The organism is Methanoculleus sp. (assembly GCF_030019085.1).
In the GTDB taxonomy this organism is placed as follows: domain Archaea; phylum Halobacteriota; class Methanomicrobia; order Methanomicrobiales; family Methanoculleaceae; genus Methanoculleus.
The window spans coordinates 151,706-170,351 of the sequence record NZ_JASEFJ010000002.1 but is presented as its reverse complement, the minus strand read 5'-3'; the positions used below and the strand labels follow the sequence as shown (position 1 = coordinate 170,351).

Sequence of the window (18,646 nt, the reverse complement as noted above, 5' to 3'; positions counted from 1 at the left end):
ATATAAAAAGGATCTGAAAAAACTTACAGAACGTAAACACCTTTCATCTAACCCAATGGAAACCCGGGAACGTTTTACATCTCTATTCCCCGGTCACCGACACCCCTGGTCAGCCAGGAGAAGAGAATCGGGGCACCCCAGGATACCCAGACCGCGACAGCGGCGGCCTGGAGGTAGGCAGCTGGCAGGAAGTCCGGCGGAACCAGGAGCCCAAACCCATAGTAGATCACCCCTGCCACCACGAGACCAATGATAAAGCAAAAAAGGCAGACCCAAAAACCATTCCTCGCGGTCGGCATCCACTCATGGCGACGCAACACCGCCGCACCCGCCGCAAACCCGAAGAAGAACCCGGATGCCATTACAGCTTCATGAAGAGAGAGGGGATCGATCGGCACCCCTGAGGTCTCAAGGGCGCCCGCCGTCCAGGAGATGGGGACCTGCCAGTCCCCGATGGCTATTATGGCGAGAAGAGAGGGCATAAAAAGGGCAACCGAGCCCGCAAATGCGGCAAACACCTGTCGATACAGGGGCATGGCAACAATCCAGCGGCCAACGGGTCCCTCCAGAAGAAGGAATCCAAACAGGACGGCGGCACCAATAGCCCAGCCTGCGAGAACGTCTACCGGAAAATGGACACCAAGGTAGACCCGTGATACACCGATGAGAACGACCATGGCGACCGCAAAGATGGAGAACCACCTGCGCCGCGCGTCCATGGCGATCAGGCCCCAGAACGTTGCCGAGCCCTGAGCGTGCGCCGATGGAAAGCCGAACGACTGGCTGCTCTCCAGCACCCGGAGATCCTGGCTGACCCAGTATGGGCGAGGGAGATGGAACGCGACTTTGAGCGCCAGGTTAAGCCCGAGAGTCATCCCCATCAGGAGCGCAAGGCGGAGTCCGAGACGAGGGTTCAGGCACCAGTAGAGGAATATAATGGCAAGAAGGAAGAACCCCGGGTGCCCTAAGATGGAAAAGACCTTCATCGATCCCTCAAGCAATGCCACCTCCGTCTGGAGAGTCTGGATAAGTTCGATCTGGATCTCAGACATCTCAACCTGGCCCGAAAAGAGGATCTGGCCGGTCAGGGCAAAAATGCATCCATTTGAGGAGCACATTCACATCATGCTACGGGGCGACCGGCACCAGACCGATCCCGGAGGCACCATGATGAAGACACCCTCTGTTCAGGAACTTCCCGTTCGGCCAATTCCGGCAACCGGGGTTCTATACCCTCCCCCTCTCCAGGCAGACCTCCTCGGCAACCTCCATCCTTTCAGGAGCAGAAACCGCAGGGAACGCATCCAGGAGGTCCCGCGTCAGTTCGGCCCCGATAGACGGCTGGACTGACTCAAGCCAGAGGAAGAATCCAGCCATGTGAGGCGTCCGCCGACTCTCAAATCTAAACCCGCCGGTCTTGCTCGGCACCATCTTGAGGTACTCCTTCTTGTTCCTGGTCCGCAGATATATAATCGGCCTGTACTCCGGGATGTTCACCGCGAGGACGACCTTTGAGAACCTTTTCTGGATTGTATCAGGATCGTAGGTCTCTCCCCTGATCTGGATGGGGTATCGGGCATCGAGCATCCGAACAGCGGAGGGATAGAGCCCCCCGAAGATGACCTTCTTCACGATCGGCGGGATCTCGTCGGGCATACCGAGTCCCCGCGCGCCGTTCTTTGATGTGACTGTCGCGATAATGCTCTGCAACCGCTCGTCATGCAGTCTCTTGTAATCAAACGGACGGCGGGGAGGAATATCATTGATAGGAATCAACTTATCGTGACGGATTCGCCGTACCGGGCTATGTTTAAGGTCACTCTGCCGGATCAGGGTTTTTAGCTCCTCACATGTCGGCGTCGTCAGGAGGACGTTGTCTGGCTCTTTCAGGAGACGACGGACGACAGCCGTCCTGGAGATATCGACAGATGAGATGAGAAGGAACGGCACGATCGGTTGCCCGTAGAGGTATCCGAAGAGCTGCTTCTTGTAGTGGATCTCATCCTCAAGTTCTTTTAAGTCGGCAGGTGAGGTTACTATCTCTCCAAATGTCAACGATCCGGTATGGTCTACGAGCACGAGATCAACCTCGGCGAGATCCTGGCCGTTCCCGCGGACCTTTATGTCCCCGATGTTCGAGTAGAACAGGCCGTTCTGGCCGATTTGTGCGCGCCTGACTTTTGCGGGTCCATCAGCTCCCCTGGCCACAACGGCATGGATGAGGTCTGTCTGCAGCGAGAGATCCAGGATCATCTCGTAAACTATCGCCTCAAACCAGCGGCCTTCGGCAGTCCGCATCTGGGGGATGTCGGTGGAGAATAGGTTCTTTCGATCTGCAGGGCGCAGGTGACGCAGCGCTCTCATGATGGTTGCGCGCTTCGGTTGAAGTGACCTGAAATTTTCGTCAAGCCACGAAATCATCTGTAGCATTTGTTCCACACAGCCTTAGTATTGTTATCGTATTGAAGACCGGATAATGGTCGGAGCACATTCCATTCTGTGAACCCCGGTTACCATGGATGTGCTCATAAGAGTTTCCGGTCTTCTGGACTATGAAATTACGCATGCCCCCCCGGTCGCAGAAGGCATACCAGGAAGAGACCGCCCTGGATAAAACCTTTGATGGCAGAGGGTGATACCTCTACGGATAACCGTTCCCCCGCCGGGGATCCGAGGAGAGCATGGGACAGAATAAGGTCTATATCATCGGTCACAAGCAACCTGACACCGATAGCATCTGTAGCGTCATTGGTTACGCAGAGTTACGCAACCACGCTGAACCGGGGAAGTACATCCCGGGTCGCTGTGGGAAGGTTGGCCCGGAAGCGCGGTTTGCTCTTGAGACTTTTAACGTAGAGCCGCCTGTATACATAGAAAGCGTCGAGCCCACCGTATCGGATATACCTCTCGACACCCGCTGTGCCCGCCAGGATCTCCCGGCGATCGATGTGGTCGAGATGATGGATACCTACGATATGCGCAACATGCCGATCACTGACGACAGGGGAAGACTGGTCGGTCTGGTCAGCGAGTACGGTCTCGCCCGGGCCTACGTCCGGAAGAACCCCAGGGAGCAACTCTCTCTCGTCCCGATGCCGCTTGAGACCCTCGCCCGCATCCTGGATGCGCGGGTGGTAGTCCAGGCGCACGAGATGCTCGGGGATGGACGGGTCTACACGGTCATCGACGCCCTGCACGTCACCCTCTCCAGGATGACTCCAGACGACATTGCGATCGTTGGCGATAACGAACCCGCCCAGCTTGCGCTGATATCTGCAGGGGTCGCCGCGCTCATAATCGCTGAGGGGGCGCCAGTGGGTGAACGAGTGATCGAGGCCGCCAGGGCACGTGGGGCCTCGATCCTCGCAACAACGCTTGACGCTTTCAGCGTCGGCAAGATGATCAGCCTTTCCCTGCCAGCGCGCATGATCATGGAGACTGACGTTCCCACGGTCCGCCTGGAGGACTCGCTTAACTATGCAAAAGATGTTGTCTCGAACTCAAAGTTCAGGACAGCCTGCGTCGTCGGCGAAGATGGGGAGCATATAGGGCTTGTGTCGCGTACGACGTTGATGCAGGAGGTCCAGAAACCGGTGATCCTCCTCGACCACAACGAGTACTCACAGGCCGTCGACGGGATCGAGAAGGCAGACATCCTGGAGATCATCGATCACCACCGTCTCGGCGCGATATCCACCTTAAAGCCTGTGAAGTTCCTCAATGACCCGGTGGGTTCGACCTCAACGATCATCGCAAACAAGTTCATCGAGGCCGGGGTAGAGCCCTCACCCTCAATCGCCGGGATCCTGCTTGCCGGAATCCTCTCCGACACCATGGTGATGAAACTCTCAACCACCACACCCGCGGACATACGGGCAGTGGACTACCTTGCGGCGATCGCGGGGGTCGATCCGACCACTTTTGGTGCTGAACTGATCCGGAAGGGCATGGATCTCGACTCCCTCCCGAAAGACGAACTCCTCACCAGGGACATGAAGCGCTACAACCTCTTCGGGAAGAGCATCATGGTCTCGCAGGTGATGACCTCTTCGTTTGACTTCGCACAGAACCAGGCAGAGGAGATCCGCGCCGAACTTGAGCGCCTGAGGGCAGCGTTTGGAGTCGACTGCTTCTTTGCCCTCTTTACAAACATCTTTGAGAACGCAAGCGATCTCTTTGCCGCCGGGGATGAGGGTTGTGTCTCCAAACTTGGACTGCGGGACCAGCCCGTCAGGCTTGAGGGTGTGATGTCCCGGAAAAAAGATTTTATCCCGAAATTCGGGCAGATGCTCCGGCAGGTCTAGACCCGCCGGGACTCCCTCACCCCGGGATATGTGGATATGCCGGGCGCGGGGGAGGAACCGTTCGAAGATTCCTCAAACTCACCCCTTCTTCTGCTGTAGTATCTCCTCAGCGTATCGGGCAAGCCAGTAGATCCCGTCAGTCGAGGGATGTACCTCGATGATATCGGCAAAATCGGCCACTGCGATGCCCTGCTTCATCAGGTAACTCAGATACGAGAAGATAGGCGAGACCCCCGGAGCGGCGGCAGCCGCCCCGACGAGCCTCCCGCTCCCGGGATCGACCCTGATCCGGGCAAGTCCAGTCCAGCCACCCGCCACATCCCAGAACGAGCCCGACCCGGCGGGGGCCGGAGATGAAAGGGTGAGCGCTTCATCCTCCCCTCCCGTCGAGACAAAGGAGTGGTCGTAGCGGAGAGATATCGTCTGCGGGATGCAGGTGTAGTCCATGACGGTATCGTGACCGAGGATGTTCTCGGCCGCAACCACGCCCTCCCGCCGGGCGGCGGGGGTGAGATATGGCGGACCTATGAGATCGCCTGCGGCATAGACGTTCTCAACGCTCGTTCTCATCCGCTGATCTACGATGACCGCGCCGTTCGGCCGCTTCAAAGGACCCTGGAGTGACTCCGAGCGGGGGACGAGGCCTGTTGCCAGCAGGACTGCCCCGGCCTCGATCTCTTCACCGTCAGCGAGGATGACCGAGCGGACGCGTCCGCCCCCTTCGATGCTCGCGACGCCGGTCTGCTCCCGAATCCCGACCCCGGCAAGGTCGCGCAGCGCTGCGGACCGCATCTTCGGATCGAGATCCTTCAGCAGTTCATGCCGGGCGATCACCTCAACCTCAACTCCGAAGGCGTTGAATATAAAGGCAAACTCAGCCGCAACCACCCCGCCACCGATCACCACCATTCGACGGGGGGTGTCCTGCATCTCAGGGAGCGTCTGGTAGGTGTAGACCCCGGGCAGATCGGTGCCCGGGAGATCGGGGATCGCCGCCCGCGACCCCGTCGCAGCCAGGACGGCCTCTGCCCTGACCTCTTCATCATCGATGAAGACCCGGGCCCCCTCAAGTCGGCCTACAGCACCATATACGATCTCGACCCCGGCCTCCCGGGTCTCAGCATCGAGGACGAGGGAGAGTCTCTCCTGAACCTCGCGCATCCGTCTCCAGATCGCCGGGTAAGAGACTCTCGGAACATCGTCCAGAATGCCGAGATCCTTCTGCGTCCTTGCCTGCTCTACCAGACGTGCCACGTCGTTTAAAGCGCAGATCGTCATGCACCGATCGTGCAGACACTGGCCACCTATCTTGCGCTGCTCGACAAGCCGAACCTCCCTGCCAGCCTGTGCAAGGTGCATAGCCCCGAGCCTGCCTGCAGGCCCTCCACCGATGACGACGATCATGGCTTTACCTACAGAAGTTCAACTCCCTCGTCCATCGGCGTCGAAAGGATCTCGCCGCTGAACGCATTGACCTCAACGATCTTACTACCGCCCCGGATCTGCCATACCGGCACGTATATAGTCTCAAGTTCGATCCTGATACTGTTACGGTCGGGCTTGAGGGTCTTCTCCTCATAAAAGATAGTATCTCCCTTCTCGTATCGGAACCGGATCCGCTGGGTGAGCATCTCTGTGACCTCCCGCAGGATCTCCTCCTCCACATCCTCACGCATAAGCCTTGGGGGCACGATCTCGGAGTCAGGGGGGGTAGAGTCACGCTCGATATCGTCAAGGTTGATCTCCATCTTCAGGCCATTTATGGCGTTGATTGCGCCGCTCCCCTCAGAATCGAAGGAGACCAGTCGGCCCTTGACCTCGCGCTCGCCGCTGCTCACGTAGGTGTAACGCCAGTAAGGGATTAACCGGCATTTCACCGTCCCCTTCACTCCTGCGATCTCGCAGGCGCGCTTCTCGGTGACCCTGACTGGTAGATGGGGAAGTTCAGGCCCCCTTTCAAGCCCCTCCTCCATCGGGGGCGCGGCCTCGACCCGCCTCTCGGGGAGATCCAGCTCCGGTCGTTGAATGTCCAGGAGCAGACGCTGCCCGAGAACCTCCGCCAGAGCGGCTCTGCCAGCCTGCTGGACAAACTCATCCGGGCCCCACCGGATGCAGTCCTCCGTCAGCACCTCTGGGTTCATCGTAAAGAGTAGTTTTCTACAGACCCAGTCCTCTTCACCTATGCGCAGGCGGTATGTCATAAAATCGAAACTCTCGATCGTCTCAGGGTCGTCCGAGCAGAGCACAACCAGGGCATCCTCGCTCCCGACCGCCGATAGGTCCAGCGGATCGCCTACCTCTTCGACGTCGTAAGAAGCCGCGGCAAGGATCCGCTTCAACACGTTCCGGGCTTTTTCCCGGGTCGCACTATCCATTCATCTAATTGATATTACAGAGAGGTAGAACAACTTTTCCTTTTGTAGGCCCGGGCTCGGTGTGGGCGGGCATGCCGCGAGAGGGTGAATGATGCTGATTGACCAATCTCAAAAAACCTGCAGACGAGTGGGACCATACTTTCTATCAACAATACCGGCGGACTCACACATACAGCCTGTCGTGACATGATTGGCTGGACCGAAGGCATAAAAAAAACCTGCAACTCAAATGAGGTTCACCCGATCCTGAAGGCAACCCTTTTTCCCCTGCCACGGCAAGAAACCTGGTAATGCATGCTCCCCTGAAGTTTACCAATCACCGCATCGAGGAATACGCGCTCAGGGTAACCTACCGCCCGGAGGAGAATGCTGGAACTGTGATCTACAACATCTCGGTCATCGAGAGCCGCGACCTCGAGTTCGCGATCTCCATCATGAAGGAGGCGCACCGGCAGGGCCTCACCCTCAGCGACAGGCTACTCATCGCCGGGCCTGGAGAACAGGTCGATGGCTACACCGTGGCGGAAGATCGAAACGCAATATGCACAATCTGCAGCATCACCCTCGATGCCCTCCTCATCCGGCGGGGGATTCCGCTAAACCCCATAGGGGGCGGGATAGTCGAGATCGAAGGGAGGGCACCCCGACGGTTTACAGCCATGATCCTCTACCGCGATACAACACTCGACCCGCTGGAGGTCCTGATCTCCCAGGAGTTAACGTCGATCCTGGATGTAATGCGGCATGGAACTGGAAACATCCTCGCAAACATCCGGGAATGCCATATGGAAGCCGAGCAAGTCCTGGAGACAACACTCGACGAACTCTCTGGGTTCGGTTTCTCCGGGATCCTGGAGCTCGGTGCTCCAAATCTCCCGCTGCTCGGTGTCCCTGTAAGTCCACAGTACCTGGGCGTTGCATTTGTCGGCGGCACTAACACAATGGCGGCACTCAGGGAGGCTGGAAGGCCTGTGGTAACCCGGGCGCTCAAGGGGTTGATCGATATACAGAAGATGGGTTACCTGGCTGATTATTGACCACGGTCATCGCCCATTCCTTGACTGTGGTGATATGCCGCTGCACAAACAGGAGAAGCCCCCCAGACTCCGAGTAGAGCGCAGATGGCTGGCCGTCAACCTCTCCAACCCAGACCAGCGCTCGGGCATCGTCCACCAGGAAGACGCCTGACCTCTCGTAGGGTAGCAGTCTCCCCATAGAACCTGTCAGAGAAAGGAGATGGAGCCTGAACCGAGACGGCAATTCACCCTCATCCCGGCAGGCGGTGATGATCTCCACCTCCACCGACTCTGGAAGGGGTTCGAGCAGGGGGAGGACTGTCTCGTAGAGGAGATCCCGGGTCGCAAGCACCTCCACGCTATGTTCGGCGCTGCGCAGGATACCTGCAAGCCGGGTCTTGATATTCTCCTCGCCATAGATTGTCCAGATGAGCTCCCGGGCACCCCGGTCTATCAGCTCTTTCTCCCGGTAGAAGACCTCAAGGGCCTCCCGTGCGCTCTCTGCATCACTCCTGATCCTGCGCATAAGGTTCTCGATACCCTGTTCAGGGGGGACAGCATCGAACCTTTTAGGCACCGTGTGAGAGACGTTGACCAGTTCTTTCTGGACGAGGTGGTCGAGAACCGGGTATACAGATGCGCGCGGCACACCGGAGATCTCGTGAACCTCCGTCGCCGTCGCGTCCGCAACCCTGAGGAGACCAATATAAACCAGGGCTTCGTACTTCGTAAGCCCCAGAGATTTCAGCGATTCCAGCAGGGGGGCAGGAACGTCCCGGGAAGTCGTCATTCCATCATGTATATATACAGTATGGCAATAAATGTTGTTGTTAACATAACAACAGGGTGAAGAGATGCGTTTGCACTACATACCTCTCCTGGTGCTCGTGATGGCACTCGTGGTCGCTGCGCCCGGGTCGGCGCAGGGCGTCAAGTACCTCTACGGGAGCCCCGAACTCTCTGCAACGATCGCCGGCACAAACGAGTTTACACCCGGGGATGAGACCCCGGTCACGGTCACCATATCAAACACTGGCCTGAACACCGTCAAGATCGCCGTCCCGTCGATGCCTCCAGATGATCAGCCGAACACAGCAAAACTGGCCACAGTGGCACTGAAGAGTGGAGATGCGCCTTTCACTGTCAAGACAGACCCACAGTTTGTAGGCGACATCAGGGGTGGGGCATACGCGACCGCCACATTCAATGTGAAGGTAGCGGACTCGGCAAAACCCGGGACATACACGTTGCCGCTCCAGGTGACCTACACCTACATGGAGACGATGGATGACTACACAGACGTACTCCGCTACAACTACATCCGGAAGACCGAGACCCTGCCACTCGAGGTGCGTGTCACCCCTGATCTCCGGATCGAGGTTCTTGACGTGCGCACAGAATCGGTGAACGTTGGCACTGAAGGCTACATCTACCTGAGCGTAAAGAACGTCGGGCACGATACGGGGGAGAATGCTATCGTAAAGATCGCGAGAAGTGGCTCAAGCCCCCTCATCCCCACCGACGGCAACGCCTACATAGGGACGTTTGGGCCTGGAGATACGGTGGAAGTGAAGTTCAAGGTCTCGGTTGCCGACACCGCAGAAGAGCAGTCCTATCCGCTGGATGTCGCGGTAACCTACGAGAACTACGAAGGAAAGACGGTGACATCAAAGGCGGTGACGATCGGACCTCAGGTTGGCGGCAAGATCGACTTTGAGATTGTCTCACCACCCACAACCCTCTACCTGGGACAGAAGAGTATCCTTGAGGTAACGTATAAGAACGTCGGAGCGGCGCCTGTCTACAGCGCTCAGGCCCGTATCAGCGCTGTCGGCCCATTCACGAGCAGCGATGACACCGCTTACCTCGGCGACCTCGCCCCCGGTGAGACCGCGACAGCACGGTTTGAGGTGAACGTTGATACCGACGCCACCGAGAAGAAGTACGGGATAGACTCTGAGATCCGTTACCGTGACGCACTCGACAACAGCAAGATATCCAGCACCATGAAGGTGCAGGTTGCGCTCGAGCGCAGACAGGGCGCTTTATTCACAAATACCATCTTTATCATCGTCATTCTGGCCGTTATCATCGGGGCAGGGTATTATATATTCGTGTACCGTAAGAAACAGTGATGAACGGCTACTGGGACGGACCAATACCGGAGCCGCAGGTAAGGACGATCGAGGATATGCGGGATGTGCTTGCAGATCCCGGCTGTACCTCTGATCAACCCCTCTATTTTATGTATCGTGATCTCGCCAGGAGCAAGAGCGATTGGGACTGGTTACGGCAGCACCATCTCCGCTACGACATCACCGTCATCCCGGCTCGCGTTCTCTGCGGGGAGTACGTCAAGACAAAGGGCCACTACCACCCCAGGAACCCTGCAGGCGAGTATTATCCTGAGATCTACGAGGTGCTCAAAGGCAGGGGACACTACCTCCTCCAGACAAACACTGCCGATGACGTTGTGATGATCGAGGCCCACGTCGGCGAGAAAGTCCTGATACCGCCAGGGTACGGCCACGTGACCATAAACCCTGGAGACGAGGACCTCGTTATGGCAAACCTGGTATCTTCGGAGTTCTCCAGCGATTACGGCCCCTACGTGGAAAGGCATGGTGCAGCCTACTACGAGATGGAAGGGGGTGCGCTGGTTAAGAACCCACATTATCCCCCGGTGCCACCTGTGCGCCACTGCGATCCGGTTGAGATTCAGGAACTCGGGATCGAGAGAGGGGTAGGGCTGTACGATCTCGTCGGCCGATCTCGATCTGTTGCTTTCCTGAACCGTCCCGAAGATTACAGGGAGATCACGGCCGGTGCTCTCCGGAAAATCCAGTAACAGGGGCGTCGCTGAAGGCGATCTCGCCATGGTGGCCACCGTCTGTGGCCATCACAGAAACACGATATGAGATACAAGGCGTGGTGGCCCTGCCGCATCGCTGGAAAATCACAGAATAGCCCGGATACTGGCTATGGACCAGAAAAATAAGGGATTCGTTTATTCGGACGCTGCTTCTGGACGGTTGAAGTATTCTTCCAGGGGCTTTGCACCGCGCTGTGCCACAACGGCGTTGATCTGGACGATATCAGCGCTGATCTCGTTGCCACGCACCGATTTCCTCCGGCGTTCCCCTTCTCTGATCGGGTGGAACCCGACACCCCTGGCGAGCAGGAGCCTTCTGCGTGCCGGACCCGGGAGGTCACGGCGCGCGGGAATGCCCGTTCGATCAGAGGCGCCGGTGATCCGGATTTTGTAGCCCGCAAAACCGAGAACGCCGCCATCGATCTCATCACCGATATGCCTGCCTACGAGTGCTCCTGCGGCGGGACCGGTCGCATCGACCTTATATGAACGACCGGTCTCCGGGTCTGATAGGACTATTTTGAACTCTGCCATCTTGACGACTCCATCAAAACTACCTATACACTTTGGGGATATGGTATTAAAAGACTACCTCTGAGTGGCTGGAGCCCCGGAAGTGGGCTCACTTCCCCCAGAAAGGGTCGTCCCGGCGTTTGATAGATGTGAACTCCTCCAGCGTCTCGCGCATGTCCGGGCGCAGGTTCTCTATCATCTCGCGCTCGATCACCTTTACATGCCGTTCAGGTATATCGACATAAAGTTCATCATTGACATTGATCTGGCGGCCGACTGTTGCCCCTTCGATCGAGATCGCCACCTCTTTGCCCGCCTCTGCCTCCTGAATGGTCTCGTTCCTCTCCTGGATCTGTTTGATCCGGCCCACTTTCTTCCCGCCTGGAAGGATAAGGTCAACCCCGCTCTGGAGTTTCCCGCCGAGGACTCGGACGCCGACCACCGCGGGGTTGCTCTGCCGGAAGATGCAATCCGGAAGGATCCGGATCCTGGCGGGCATGATAACCCTCTCAAACCTCTGCCGCTCGAGTTCCTGCCTCTTTTCCTCCCGCCACTCAATGTAATCATCGATTAGCTGGTAAATGACCCCTCCCTCGAATATGCTGACGTGGGACATCGAGGCGTCTGCCAGAGCGTCGACCGCGTCCGGCAGCACGGGGGTATTAAAGGCGAGGATCGCACTGTATAGTGGGTCCCTGATGGTCCCGGCCTCGATGACGTCGTGGCGGGTGACCGGGCCAACGGCTGCCCGCATAACCTGGATCTGGTGGCTCTCGAGTTCTTTTGAGAGAGCCTCGAGGGCGCCGATGGTGTCCGCCCGTATAATAACACCGGTATCGGAGAGTTTCACCTGGATGTCCTGGACCTCGTGACGGACCTGTTCGATAACCTCGTCGCGGTTCCCACCCCGGACGACGCGCAAGGGAGAACCCGCTATGACGCCATCCAGTTTGGGGGCGGCGACCTTGATGCCCGCCGCTGCGGTGACCGATCTGACACGCTCGAACCGCTCTTCAACCAGGATCTCGCTCATCGGCCTGGGTTTTAAGAGGGAGCGCACTTTTGTCACGATGATCTGGTCGTTTCCTGCGACAACGATCTCGTCTCCGACCCTGAGCGTCCCATCGTAAAGGATCAGATCGAGTGTCAGTCCGAGCCCGCGCTCCTCCTTCACCTCAAGCACCGTGCCGGCGCCGGGACCCTCCGCGGTGACCCTGAGACTCTCGGTCATGTATCGCTGGGCGAGCCCTATCAGCACCATCAGGATGTCCGGAACGCCCTCGCCGGTGATGGCGCTCGTGGGCACGATGCATATGTTCCGTGCGAAGTCCGAGACCCGGTCGAACCGCTCGGAGTTGAACCCGAGGTCGGAGAGTTTGCCGACGAGTTCATATAGCCGGGTCTCGAGCACGCCCTGGACGCGCTCGTTCTGCTGTGCAAACGTCTTTAAGAAAGGCTGCCCCTCGTGGACGCGCCAGCCGTGGATTCGGTCGACCTTGTTCGCCGCGATCACAAAAGGAGTCTTGTAGTTACGAAGGATCTGGAGGGCCTCTATCGTCTGAGGGCGGAACCCTTCGTTGATGTCCACAACCACGATCGCCATGTCGGCGAGCGCTCCGCCGCGCGCACGTAGCGTGGTGAAGGCATGGTGGCCGGGGGTATCTATGAAGAGGAGACCAGGTACGTTGATGTTGACCTTGCTCAGTGCACCGCTCATCCTTACGATTGCATCGATTGGAACCAGCGTGGCACCGATATGCTGTGTAATCGCACCCTCTTCGGTGGATACCACGGATGAACCCCGGATCCGGTCAAGGAGCGACGTCTTGCCGTGATCTACATGCCCCATCACACAGACGATGGGAGTTCTGATCGCTGATTGCTTTGCCATGGTGATCACCTGCAGCATCTATCTATGGGTGAATAAACTCGAAAACCCTGTAATATTGACCTCAGGTTCTCCCGAACCACGACCTGATCTGGATCGGTTCTGCCACCCCTGGAGGGCGTCAACAGGCCCCTGAATACTGGTATGTTATAGAGCACGGTCTCTATTAATAACTCGCCCTCCCGGACAACAGTCAGTTGCACGGCCTGAGGTGACAGCAGGAGACCTGATAATCCGGTAGGACGTGGTGCCCCATGCGCCCATCGGAGATCGGAGGCGCTGAAGAACTGCGCGGGGAGAGATACCTTAATCAAACCCGACTGCCAACTATTATGAGCACTTTGCCAGGGTGGGGTAGTTGGTTATCCTAAGGGACTGTGGATCCCTCGACCCGGGTTCGAATCTCGGCCCTGGCCTCTTTTCGTGCTACTTCTGGACGCTGCCTCCAGATCAGGTTCTTGAAGTGCCGGGGTAACATCAGGTCATCAAAACGGTTTATCACCCGCCGCTCCCAATATCTACGTAAAGAGGCTATGCCATGGAGATCACGTTCACCAAACTGCAGGGAAATGGCAACGACTTTATACTGATCGATGAATTTGATCAGGAAGTCATCCCGGACGAGATGAAAGGAACTTTTGCAGCGCTCTACTGTGACCGGAGGTTTGGCATCGGTGCTGACGGTGTTCTTTACCTCCAGCCATCTGATAAAGCAGAGATCCGGATGAGACTTTTCCAGCCCGACGAGAGCGAGGCCGCAATGTGCGGGAACGGCATCCGTTGTCTTGCAAAATACGCCTACGACGCGGGCTATGTGAAAGAGTCCTGCAAGATCGAGACAGGGGCGGGGATCGTACCCGTCTCGATGGGCTACTCGGACGACGAGTTTGCCGCGACGATCACCATGCCAGAACCGGCGTTTGAGCGTAGCGTAATCCCCGCCACCGGGAGAGGGGATTACCAGGAGGAGATCTGCGGGTTCACCGTCTATGCTGCAAACATCGGTGTCCCGCACGCTGTCATCTTTGTCGATGATATCGACTCCGTCGAGATCGAGACCATCGCCCCGGTAATCCGGCACCACCCCACATTCCCGGAGGGCGCAAACGTCAACTTCGTAGAGAGACTCGGGACGGATAAGATCCGGATCCGGACTTTTGAGCGCGGTGTTGAGAGCGAGACCGCGAGCTGCGGCACAGGCGCCACAGCATCGGCGGCGGTCGCCCGCCGTCTTGGTCGTGTGGGGGATACTGTGCTGGTGGAGACGATAGGCGGCCCGCTCGTGATCAGGTTCGAGAAGATCGTCACGATGGAAGGCCCGGCGGAGACCGTCTTTTCGGGCGTTATAACGTTCTGATGCCTTCGCCGGTGATCACAAAATCGAACGAGAGTCCTTCCGGTCGGGATCGGTGTTTCAGGAGGACTGCCCTCCGGGCACTATCTCTCTTTTCAAGCCGCACTATAGCCTTCGAGAGGTGTTCAAGCGCCGTCCCCCCGAGGCCCGCCACACGTTCGCGTTCCAGGTCCATGTAGATCTGGTTTGTGATCAGGACCGGGATCTCGTACTTCCTTGCCAGTCCAAGGAGTTTTATCATGTGATGCGAGAGTTTGCGCAACGCCTCCCGTCCAAGGTCAAGTTCCATTCGGTAGAGGGCAGTCGCCGAGTCCATCACCAGCAGCCCCACAGGCGCCAGCCCGGTCTTCTTAAGCAGCGCCTCGGTATCGGCGATCATGGTTCCCTGCTGTGTGAAATCAAGCGGTTCAAATAGGTATAGACGCTCTGCGAGTTCTCCTGGATCCCCACCAGCGATCTGCGCAAACCGTTCAACCGAGAACCCCTCCGTGTCGATGTAGACGACCGAGTATCCAGCCCGGAGGACGGCCACCGTCGCCATCAGACAGAATACGCTTTTCCCGCTTGCTGGTTCGCCGTAGATCTGGGTGATGGCGCCTCGCTCCAGTCCGCCGCCAAGGAGGTCGTCAAGGGCCGGGCTACCGGTGCTGACCCGATCAGGTTTCATGGACCCAGCATACCCCGCTCGATGAAGAGGCGGCGGGCAGTTGCCTCCACCCCTGCGGCAACCTCACGGAACGAAAGCCCCGTCTCCTGTGCGCACCGCGCCACCTGCTCGTACTCCGCCTTGATGGACGTTATCCTGCCTTCCGACCACCCGCACTTTACATCGATCCACCACTCTTCTCCTCCAAATCTCACTTTAACGCTCTCTATAGTCCGTTCAGAGACTGCACGGTGAACCATCGGGAGGCAGCGTATCCCGAGCGTCCCGAGTTCCCGTGCCATCACCTCCGTGAGATGGCCTGTGGTCTCCGGTGAGGAGATCACCCGGACGATATGGCCGCTACGGCCTTTCTTCATCAACACGGGTATGGCGGTTGCATCCCGTGCCCCCTCCTCCATCAGGCGACCCAGGGTGTAGGCGAGCATCTCCCCTGTCACGTCGTCCACGTTTGTCTCCAGGATATCGATCCGGTCAGACCCCCTGTTATAGCCCCCCGTTTCAAGGAAAATCGACCGTAGAACGTTTGGTCTCTCAGGCGTGTTCCTGCTACCCGCGCCGTAACCGACCGCCAGGATTCTTCCCGGGCCAATCTCGTCCGGCCTGATCGTCGAAAACTCGGCGAGGAGCGCGGCTCCCGTCGGGGTGCAGAGTTCCCGCTCTTCGCCCCCGGGAACCGTCTGCAGATCCGATCCAGCAAGGATAGCCACCGTAGCCGGGGCGGGGATGGGAAATATGCCGTGGGCGCCGGTCGAAAAACCGCGGCCAAGTGCCACCGGTAGGACGGCGACGCCATCCGGAGCAAGGCTGTGTAGAGCGGTGCACGCCCCAACCACATCGGCTATAGCATCGTCTGCACCCACCTCGTGGAAATGCGCTCCAGTCCCGTGGATACTTTCCTCCGCCCTGTGTATCCTGAGAAAGACACGGTGTGCCATCTCCAGCGCCTCTTTGGGGGCGTCGCTCTCTGCCAGGCGGTCGAGCACCTCCTGCAGGGTGCGGTGCTGCGTGGGGGCATGTGTTACCACCTGCAACGCCTGGAGACCGCAGCGGTCTACCCGTTCGATTGTTGGCTCGCCAACGACGGAACGCATGGCAGCCCGGACAGCATCCTCGTCGGCCCCGAGGTCAAGAAGGGATCCGATGATCATATCGCCTGCGGCTCCGTTGAACGGATCGAAGAGAACTACGTTCATGCGACTCCAGTACCTATAAATTCCCGAAATATAAGAATTAGAGGTAATGCCAGAGATATACTTGAAGGTAGATAGCGCTTACCCGGAGGATCAGGGGGCCGGCAAGGCACGGCTTGACCCCGATACCATGCTGCAGCTCCGTCTCAACCCGGGAGACCTTGTCGTTATCGAAGGTAAAAGGCGTACCGTAGCCAAGGTCTGGCGCGCCATGGTGAACGACTGGCATCAGGGCAAGGTCAGGATCGATAACTTCACCCGGCTAAACGCCGGTGCAAGCATAGGCGATCGTGTCAGGGTACGAACGCTCGATGAGGAGATCGAGGCTAAGCGGGTGGTGCTTGCACCTCCAGAAGACCTCCCAAAACAGCTTCCGATCAACTACGGCAGTGTTGTAAACAGGCTGATCGACTTCCCGGTCGTCAAGAACGATTCCGTGCCTATCCAGGTGGGTCTGCCATTCATGCAGCCTCAACTCGTTGCATTCAAAGCGGTGGTGGTCGAACCGGAGAACGCCGTGATAATCACAAGAAACACAAAGATCGAGTTCTCGGAGAAGCCTGCAGCCGGTTTTGAGGGGGTCAGGAGGATCAGTTACGAGGATATCGGCGGTCTGAAAGAGGAGTTGCAGCGGGTTCGCGAGACGATTGAACTCCCGATGCGCCACCCCGAGATCTTTCGTAAGCTTGGTATCGAGCCTCCAAAAGGCGTCCTCCTCTATGGGCCGCCCGGGACGGGAAAGACCCTCATCGCAAAAGCAGTTGCAAGCGAGAGCGGGGCGCACTTCATCTCGATTGCAGGTCCGGAGGTGATCTCGAAGTACTACGGTGAGAGCGAGCAGAGACTCCGCGAAGTCTTTGAGGACGCACGGCAGCATGCTCCCGCGATCATCTTCATCGACGAACTTGACTCTATCGCCCCCAGGCGCGAGGAGGTGACCGGGGAGGTTGAGCGGCGCGTTGTTGCCCAGCTCCTGACGATGATGGACGGGCTTGAAGAGCGGGGACAGGTTGTAGTGATAGGTGCCACAAACCGGATCGATGCCATCGACCCTGCCCTCCGCCGTCCGGGGCGATTTGACCGTGAGATCGAGATCGGGGTGCCGTCTGAGGACGATCGAGTACAGGTACTCCAGATCCACACCCGCGGGATGCCTCTTGCAGATGACGTTCTGATCGAAGAGATCGCCAGGGAGACTCATGGGTTTGTCGGAGCTGACCTTGCTGCCCTGGCGCGTGAGGCCGCGATCAAGGCGTTGCGCCGCTACCTCCCGGAGATCGACCTTGAGACTCATGAGATACCCCAGGAGATCCTGGAGATGATGGAAGTTCAGGCCAGGGACTTCCGCGAGGCTCTTCGCGATGTGGGGCCGAGCGCCATGCGAGAGATTCTTCTTGAGGTCCCGCACGTATCCTGGGAAGATGTCGGCGGGCTCGAAGAGGCGAAACAGGAAGTTCGCGAGGCGGTGGAGTATCCCCTCACCCGGCGGGAACAGTTTGAGAATCTTGGCATCGAGCCTCCAAGGGGTGTCCTGCTTTACGGCCCCCCGGGAACGGGAAAGACCCTCATCGCCAAGGCAGTTGCAAGCGAGAGCGGCGTGAACTTCGTGCCGATAAAGGGCCCACAGTTGCTCTCCAAATGGGTTGGCGAGAGTGAAAGGGCGGTTCGCGAGGTCTTTAAGAAGGCCCGGCAGGTAGCGCCGTCCATCATCTTCTTTGATGAACTTGATGCCCTCACCCCCGCTCGTAGCGGTGGCACTGACTCGCACGTCACCGAGAGCGTCTTAAACCAGATCCTGACCGAGATCGACGGGCTCGAGGAGTTGCGGGGTGTTGTGGTTATGGGCGCGACCAATCGTCCCGATATGGTCGACCCGGCTCTGCTGAGACCCGGACGCTTCGACCGACTCGTCTACGTCGGCGAACCCGGGCGGGAAGACAGGGAAAAGATCCTCAGCATCCATACCCGTTACATCCCGATCGAAGGTTCGACCATGGATGAACTTGTTGAGATGACCGAAGGTCTCTCTGAGAACGATCTCGAAGACCTGGTTCTTGCCATCGGAGCAAACCGGCCTGTGAGTCTCAATGAGGTAAAGGAACACCTTGCCACGATCAAACCAGGCGACGAAGAAGGTCTCAGGACGTATCTTCGCCGAAAGAAGATCATCGATCTCTTCGCCCGCGAAAAGATAACCCTTGATGACCCGGTGCGAAAGCAACTCGTCAGGAGGATTGCGGCCGATACCGAGGGTTTTGTCGGCTCAGACCTCGAGGCGCTCGCACGGGAAGCAGCAATGCTCGCCATGCGAGAAGGCGCTACAATCGTGAGCCAGAAGCACTTTGATCGGGCGCGTGAGAAGGTGCATGCGACGATGAACGAACGGGTGCGGGAGTATTACCAGAAGATCCAGCAGTATTTCAAGGGCGGGCTGCCGAAAGAGACACAGCCGCTCGAATACCAATAA

Annotated in this window: 15 protein-coding genes and 1 tRNA gene; 7 read left to right on the top strand and 9 right to left on the bottom strand. The window is 58.1% G+C overall.

The window, feature by feature from the left end:
* Positions 1 to 74 precede the first annotated feature (74 nt).
* Together QMC91_RS02045 and QMC91_RS02040 are read right to left on the bottom strand one after the other, a co-directional pair.
* Complete coding sequence (locus QMC91_RS02045; RefSeq protein ID WP_300234619.1) at positions 75 to 1,052, bottom strand: phosphatase PAP2 family protein; 978 nt, start codon at positions 1,050 to 1,052, stop codon at positions 75 to 77.
* A gap of 175 nt (positions 1,053 to 1,227) precedes the next feature.
* Positions 1,228 to 2,430, bottom strand: a complete 1,203-nt coding sequence (locus tag QMC91_RS02040) for a hypothetical protein (protein WP_300234616.1) — start codon at positions 2,428 to 2,430, stop codon at positions 1,228 to 1,230.
* 251 nt (positions 2,431 to 2,681) lie between these two features.
* Here QMC91_RS02040 and QMC91_RS02035 point away from each other — a divergent pair, with 251 nt between their 5' ends.
* Entirely contained in the window at positions 2,682 to 4,304 is a 1,623-nt protein-coding gene (locus QMC91_RS02035; protein WP_300234611.1) for a putative manganese-dependent inorganic diphosphatase, read from the top strand.
* Positions 4,305 to 4,382: 78 nt separating this feature from the next.
* Here the strand turns inward: QMC91_RS02035 and QMC91_RS02030 are convergent, their stop codons facing one another.
* Together QMC91_RS02030 and QMC91_RS02025 are read right to left on the bottom strand one after the other, a co-directional pair.
* The gene (locus tag QMC91_RS02030) at positions 4,383 to 5,708 is read right to left on the bottom strand and encodes an NAD(P)/FAD-dependent oxidoreductase (RefSeq protein ID WP_300234609.1); all 1,326 of its coding nucleotides are present in this window, start codon (positions 5,706 to 5,708) and stop codon (positions 4,383 to 4,385) included.
* Positions 5,709 to 5,716: 8 nt separating this feature from the next.
* Complete coding sequence (locus tag QMC91_RS02025) at positions 5,717 to 6,679, bottom strand: hypothetical protein (protein WP_300234605.1); 963 nt, start codon at positions 6,677 to 6,679, stop codon at positions 5,717 to 5,719.
* Between the two features lie 290 nt (positions 6,680 to 6,969).
* On the opposite strand from QMC91_RS02025, the gene QMC91_RS02020 reads away from it, so the two are divergent.
* Positions 6,970 to 7,716 (top strand): DUF128 domain-containing protein, encoded by a 747-nt coding sequence (locus QMC91_RS02020; protein ID WP_300234602.1) that lies wholly within the window; start codon positions 6,970 to 6,972, stop codon positions 7,714 to 7,716.
* Here the strand turns inward: QMC91_RS02020 and QMC91_RS02015 are convergent.
* Positions 7,667 to 8,485 (bottom strand): TrmB family transcriptional regulator, encoded by an 819-nt coding sequence (locus tag QMC91_RS02015; RefSeq protein WP_300234600.1) that lies wholly within the window; start codon positions 8,483 to 8,485, stop codon positions 7,667 to 7,669. The two genes, QMC91_RS02020 and QMC91_RS02015, sit on opposite strands and share 50 nt — an antisense overlap.
* A 64-nt stretch (positions 8,486 to 8,549) precedes the next feature.
* On the opposite strand from QMC91_RS02015, the gene QMC91_RS02010 reads away from it, so the two are divergent.
* Entirely contained in the window at positions 8,550 to 9,830 is a 1,281-nt protein-coding gene (locus QMC91_RS02010) for a COG1361 S-layer family protein (RefSeq protein WP_300234598.1), read from the top strand.
* Positions 9,830 to 10,543, top strand: coding sequence for a glucose-6-phosphate isomerase family protein (locus QMC91_RS02005; RefSeq protein ID WP_300234597.1), 714 nt, complete (start codon positions 9,830 to 9,832; stop codon positions 10,541 to 10,543). The genes QMC91_RS02010 and QMC91_RS02005 overlap by 1 nt, the downstream gene beginning before the upstream one ends.
* Positions 10,544 to 10,702: 159 nt before the next feature.
* On the opposite strand, the gene QMC91_RS02000 is transcribed toward QMC91_RS02005, so the two are convergent.
* Entirely contained in the window at positions 10,703 to 11,101 is a 399-nt protein-coding gene (locus QMC91_RS02000) for a 30S ribosomal protein S6e (RefSeq protein ID WP_300234594.1), read from the bottom strand.
* Between the two features lie 88 nt (positions 11,102 to 11,189).
* The gene (gene infB, locus QMC91_RS01995) at positions 11,190 to 12,971 is read right to left on the bottom strand and encodes a translation initiation factor IF-2 (RefSeq protein ID WP_300234591.1); all 1,782 of its coding nucleotides are present in this window, start codon (positions 12,969 to 12,971) and stop codon (positions 11,190 to 11,192) included.
* 340 nt (positions 12,972 to 13,311) lie between these two features.
* Between infB and QMC91_RS01990 the strand changes: the two genes are divergently transcribed.
* Together QMC91_RS01990 and dapF are read left to right on the top strand one after the other, a co-directional pair.
* Positions 13,312 to 13,384, top strand: a tRNA-His gene (locus tag QMC91_RS01990).
* A gap of 122 nt (positions 13,385 to 13,506) precedes the next feature.
* Positions 13,507 to 14,325: a diaminopimelate epimerase gene (dapF, locus tag QMC91_RS01985; protein WP_300234589.1), complete on the top strand. Its 819-nt coding sequence runs from the start codon at positions 13,507 to 13,509 to the stop codon at positions 14,323 to 14,325.
* On the opposite strand, the gene radB is transcribed toward dapF, so the two are convergent.
* Together radB and larC are read right to left on the bottom strand one after the other, a co-directional pair.
* On the bottom strand, positions 14,312 to 14,989 hold the full coding sequence (gene radB / locus QMC91_RS01980) for a DNA repair and recombination protein RadB (RefSeq protein ID WP_300234587.1): 678 nt from the start codon (positions 14,987 to 14,989) through the stop codon (positions 14,312 to 14,314). The genes dapF and radB overlap by 14 nt on opposite strands.
* Positions 14,986 to 16,182, bottom strand: a complete 1,197-nt coding sequence (gene larC / locus QMC91_RS01975; RefSeq protein WP_300234584.1) for a nickel pincer cofactor biosynthesis protein LarC — start codon at positions 16,180 to 16,182, stop codon at positions 14,986 to 14,988. The genes radB and larC overlap by 4 nt, the downstream gene beginning before the upstream one ends.
* A 46-nt stretch (positions 16,183 to 16,228) precedes the next feature.
* On the opposite strand from larC, the gene QMC91_RS01970 reads away from it, so the two are divergent.
* Positions 16,229 to 18,646 (top strand): CDC48 family AAA ATPase, encoded by a 2,418-nt coding sequence (locus QMC91_RS01970; protein ID WP_300234580.1) that lies wholly within the window; start codon positions 16,229 to 16,231, stop codon positions 18,644 to 18,646.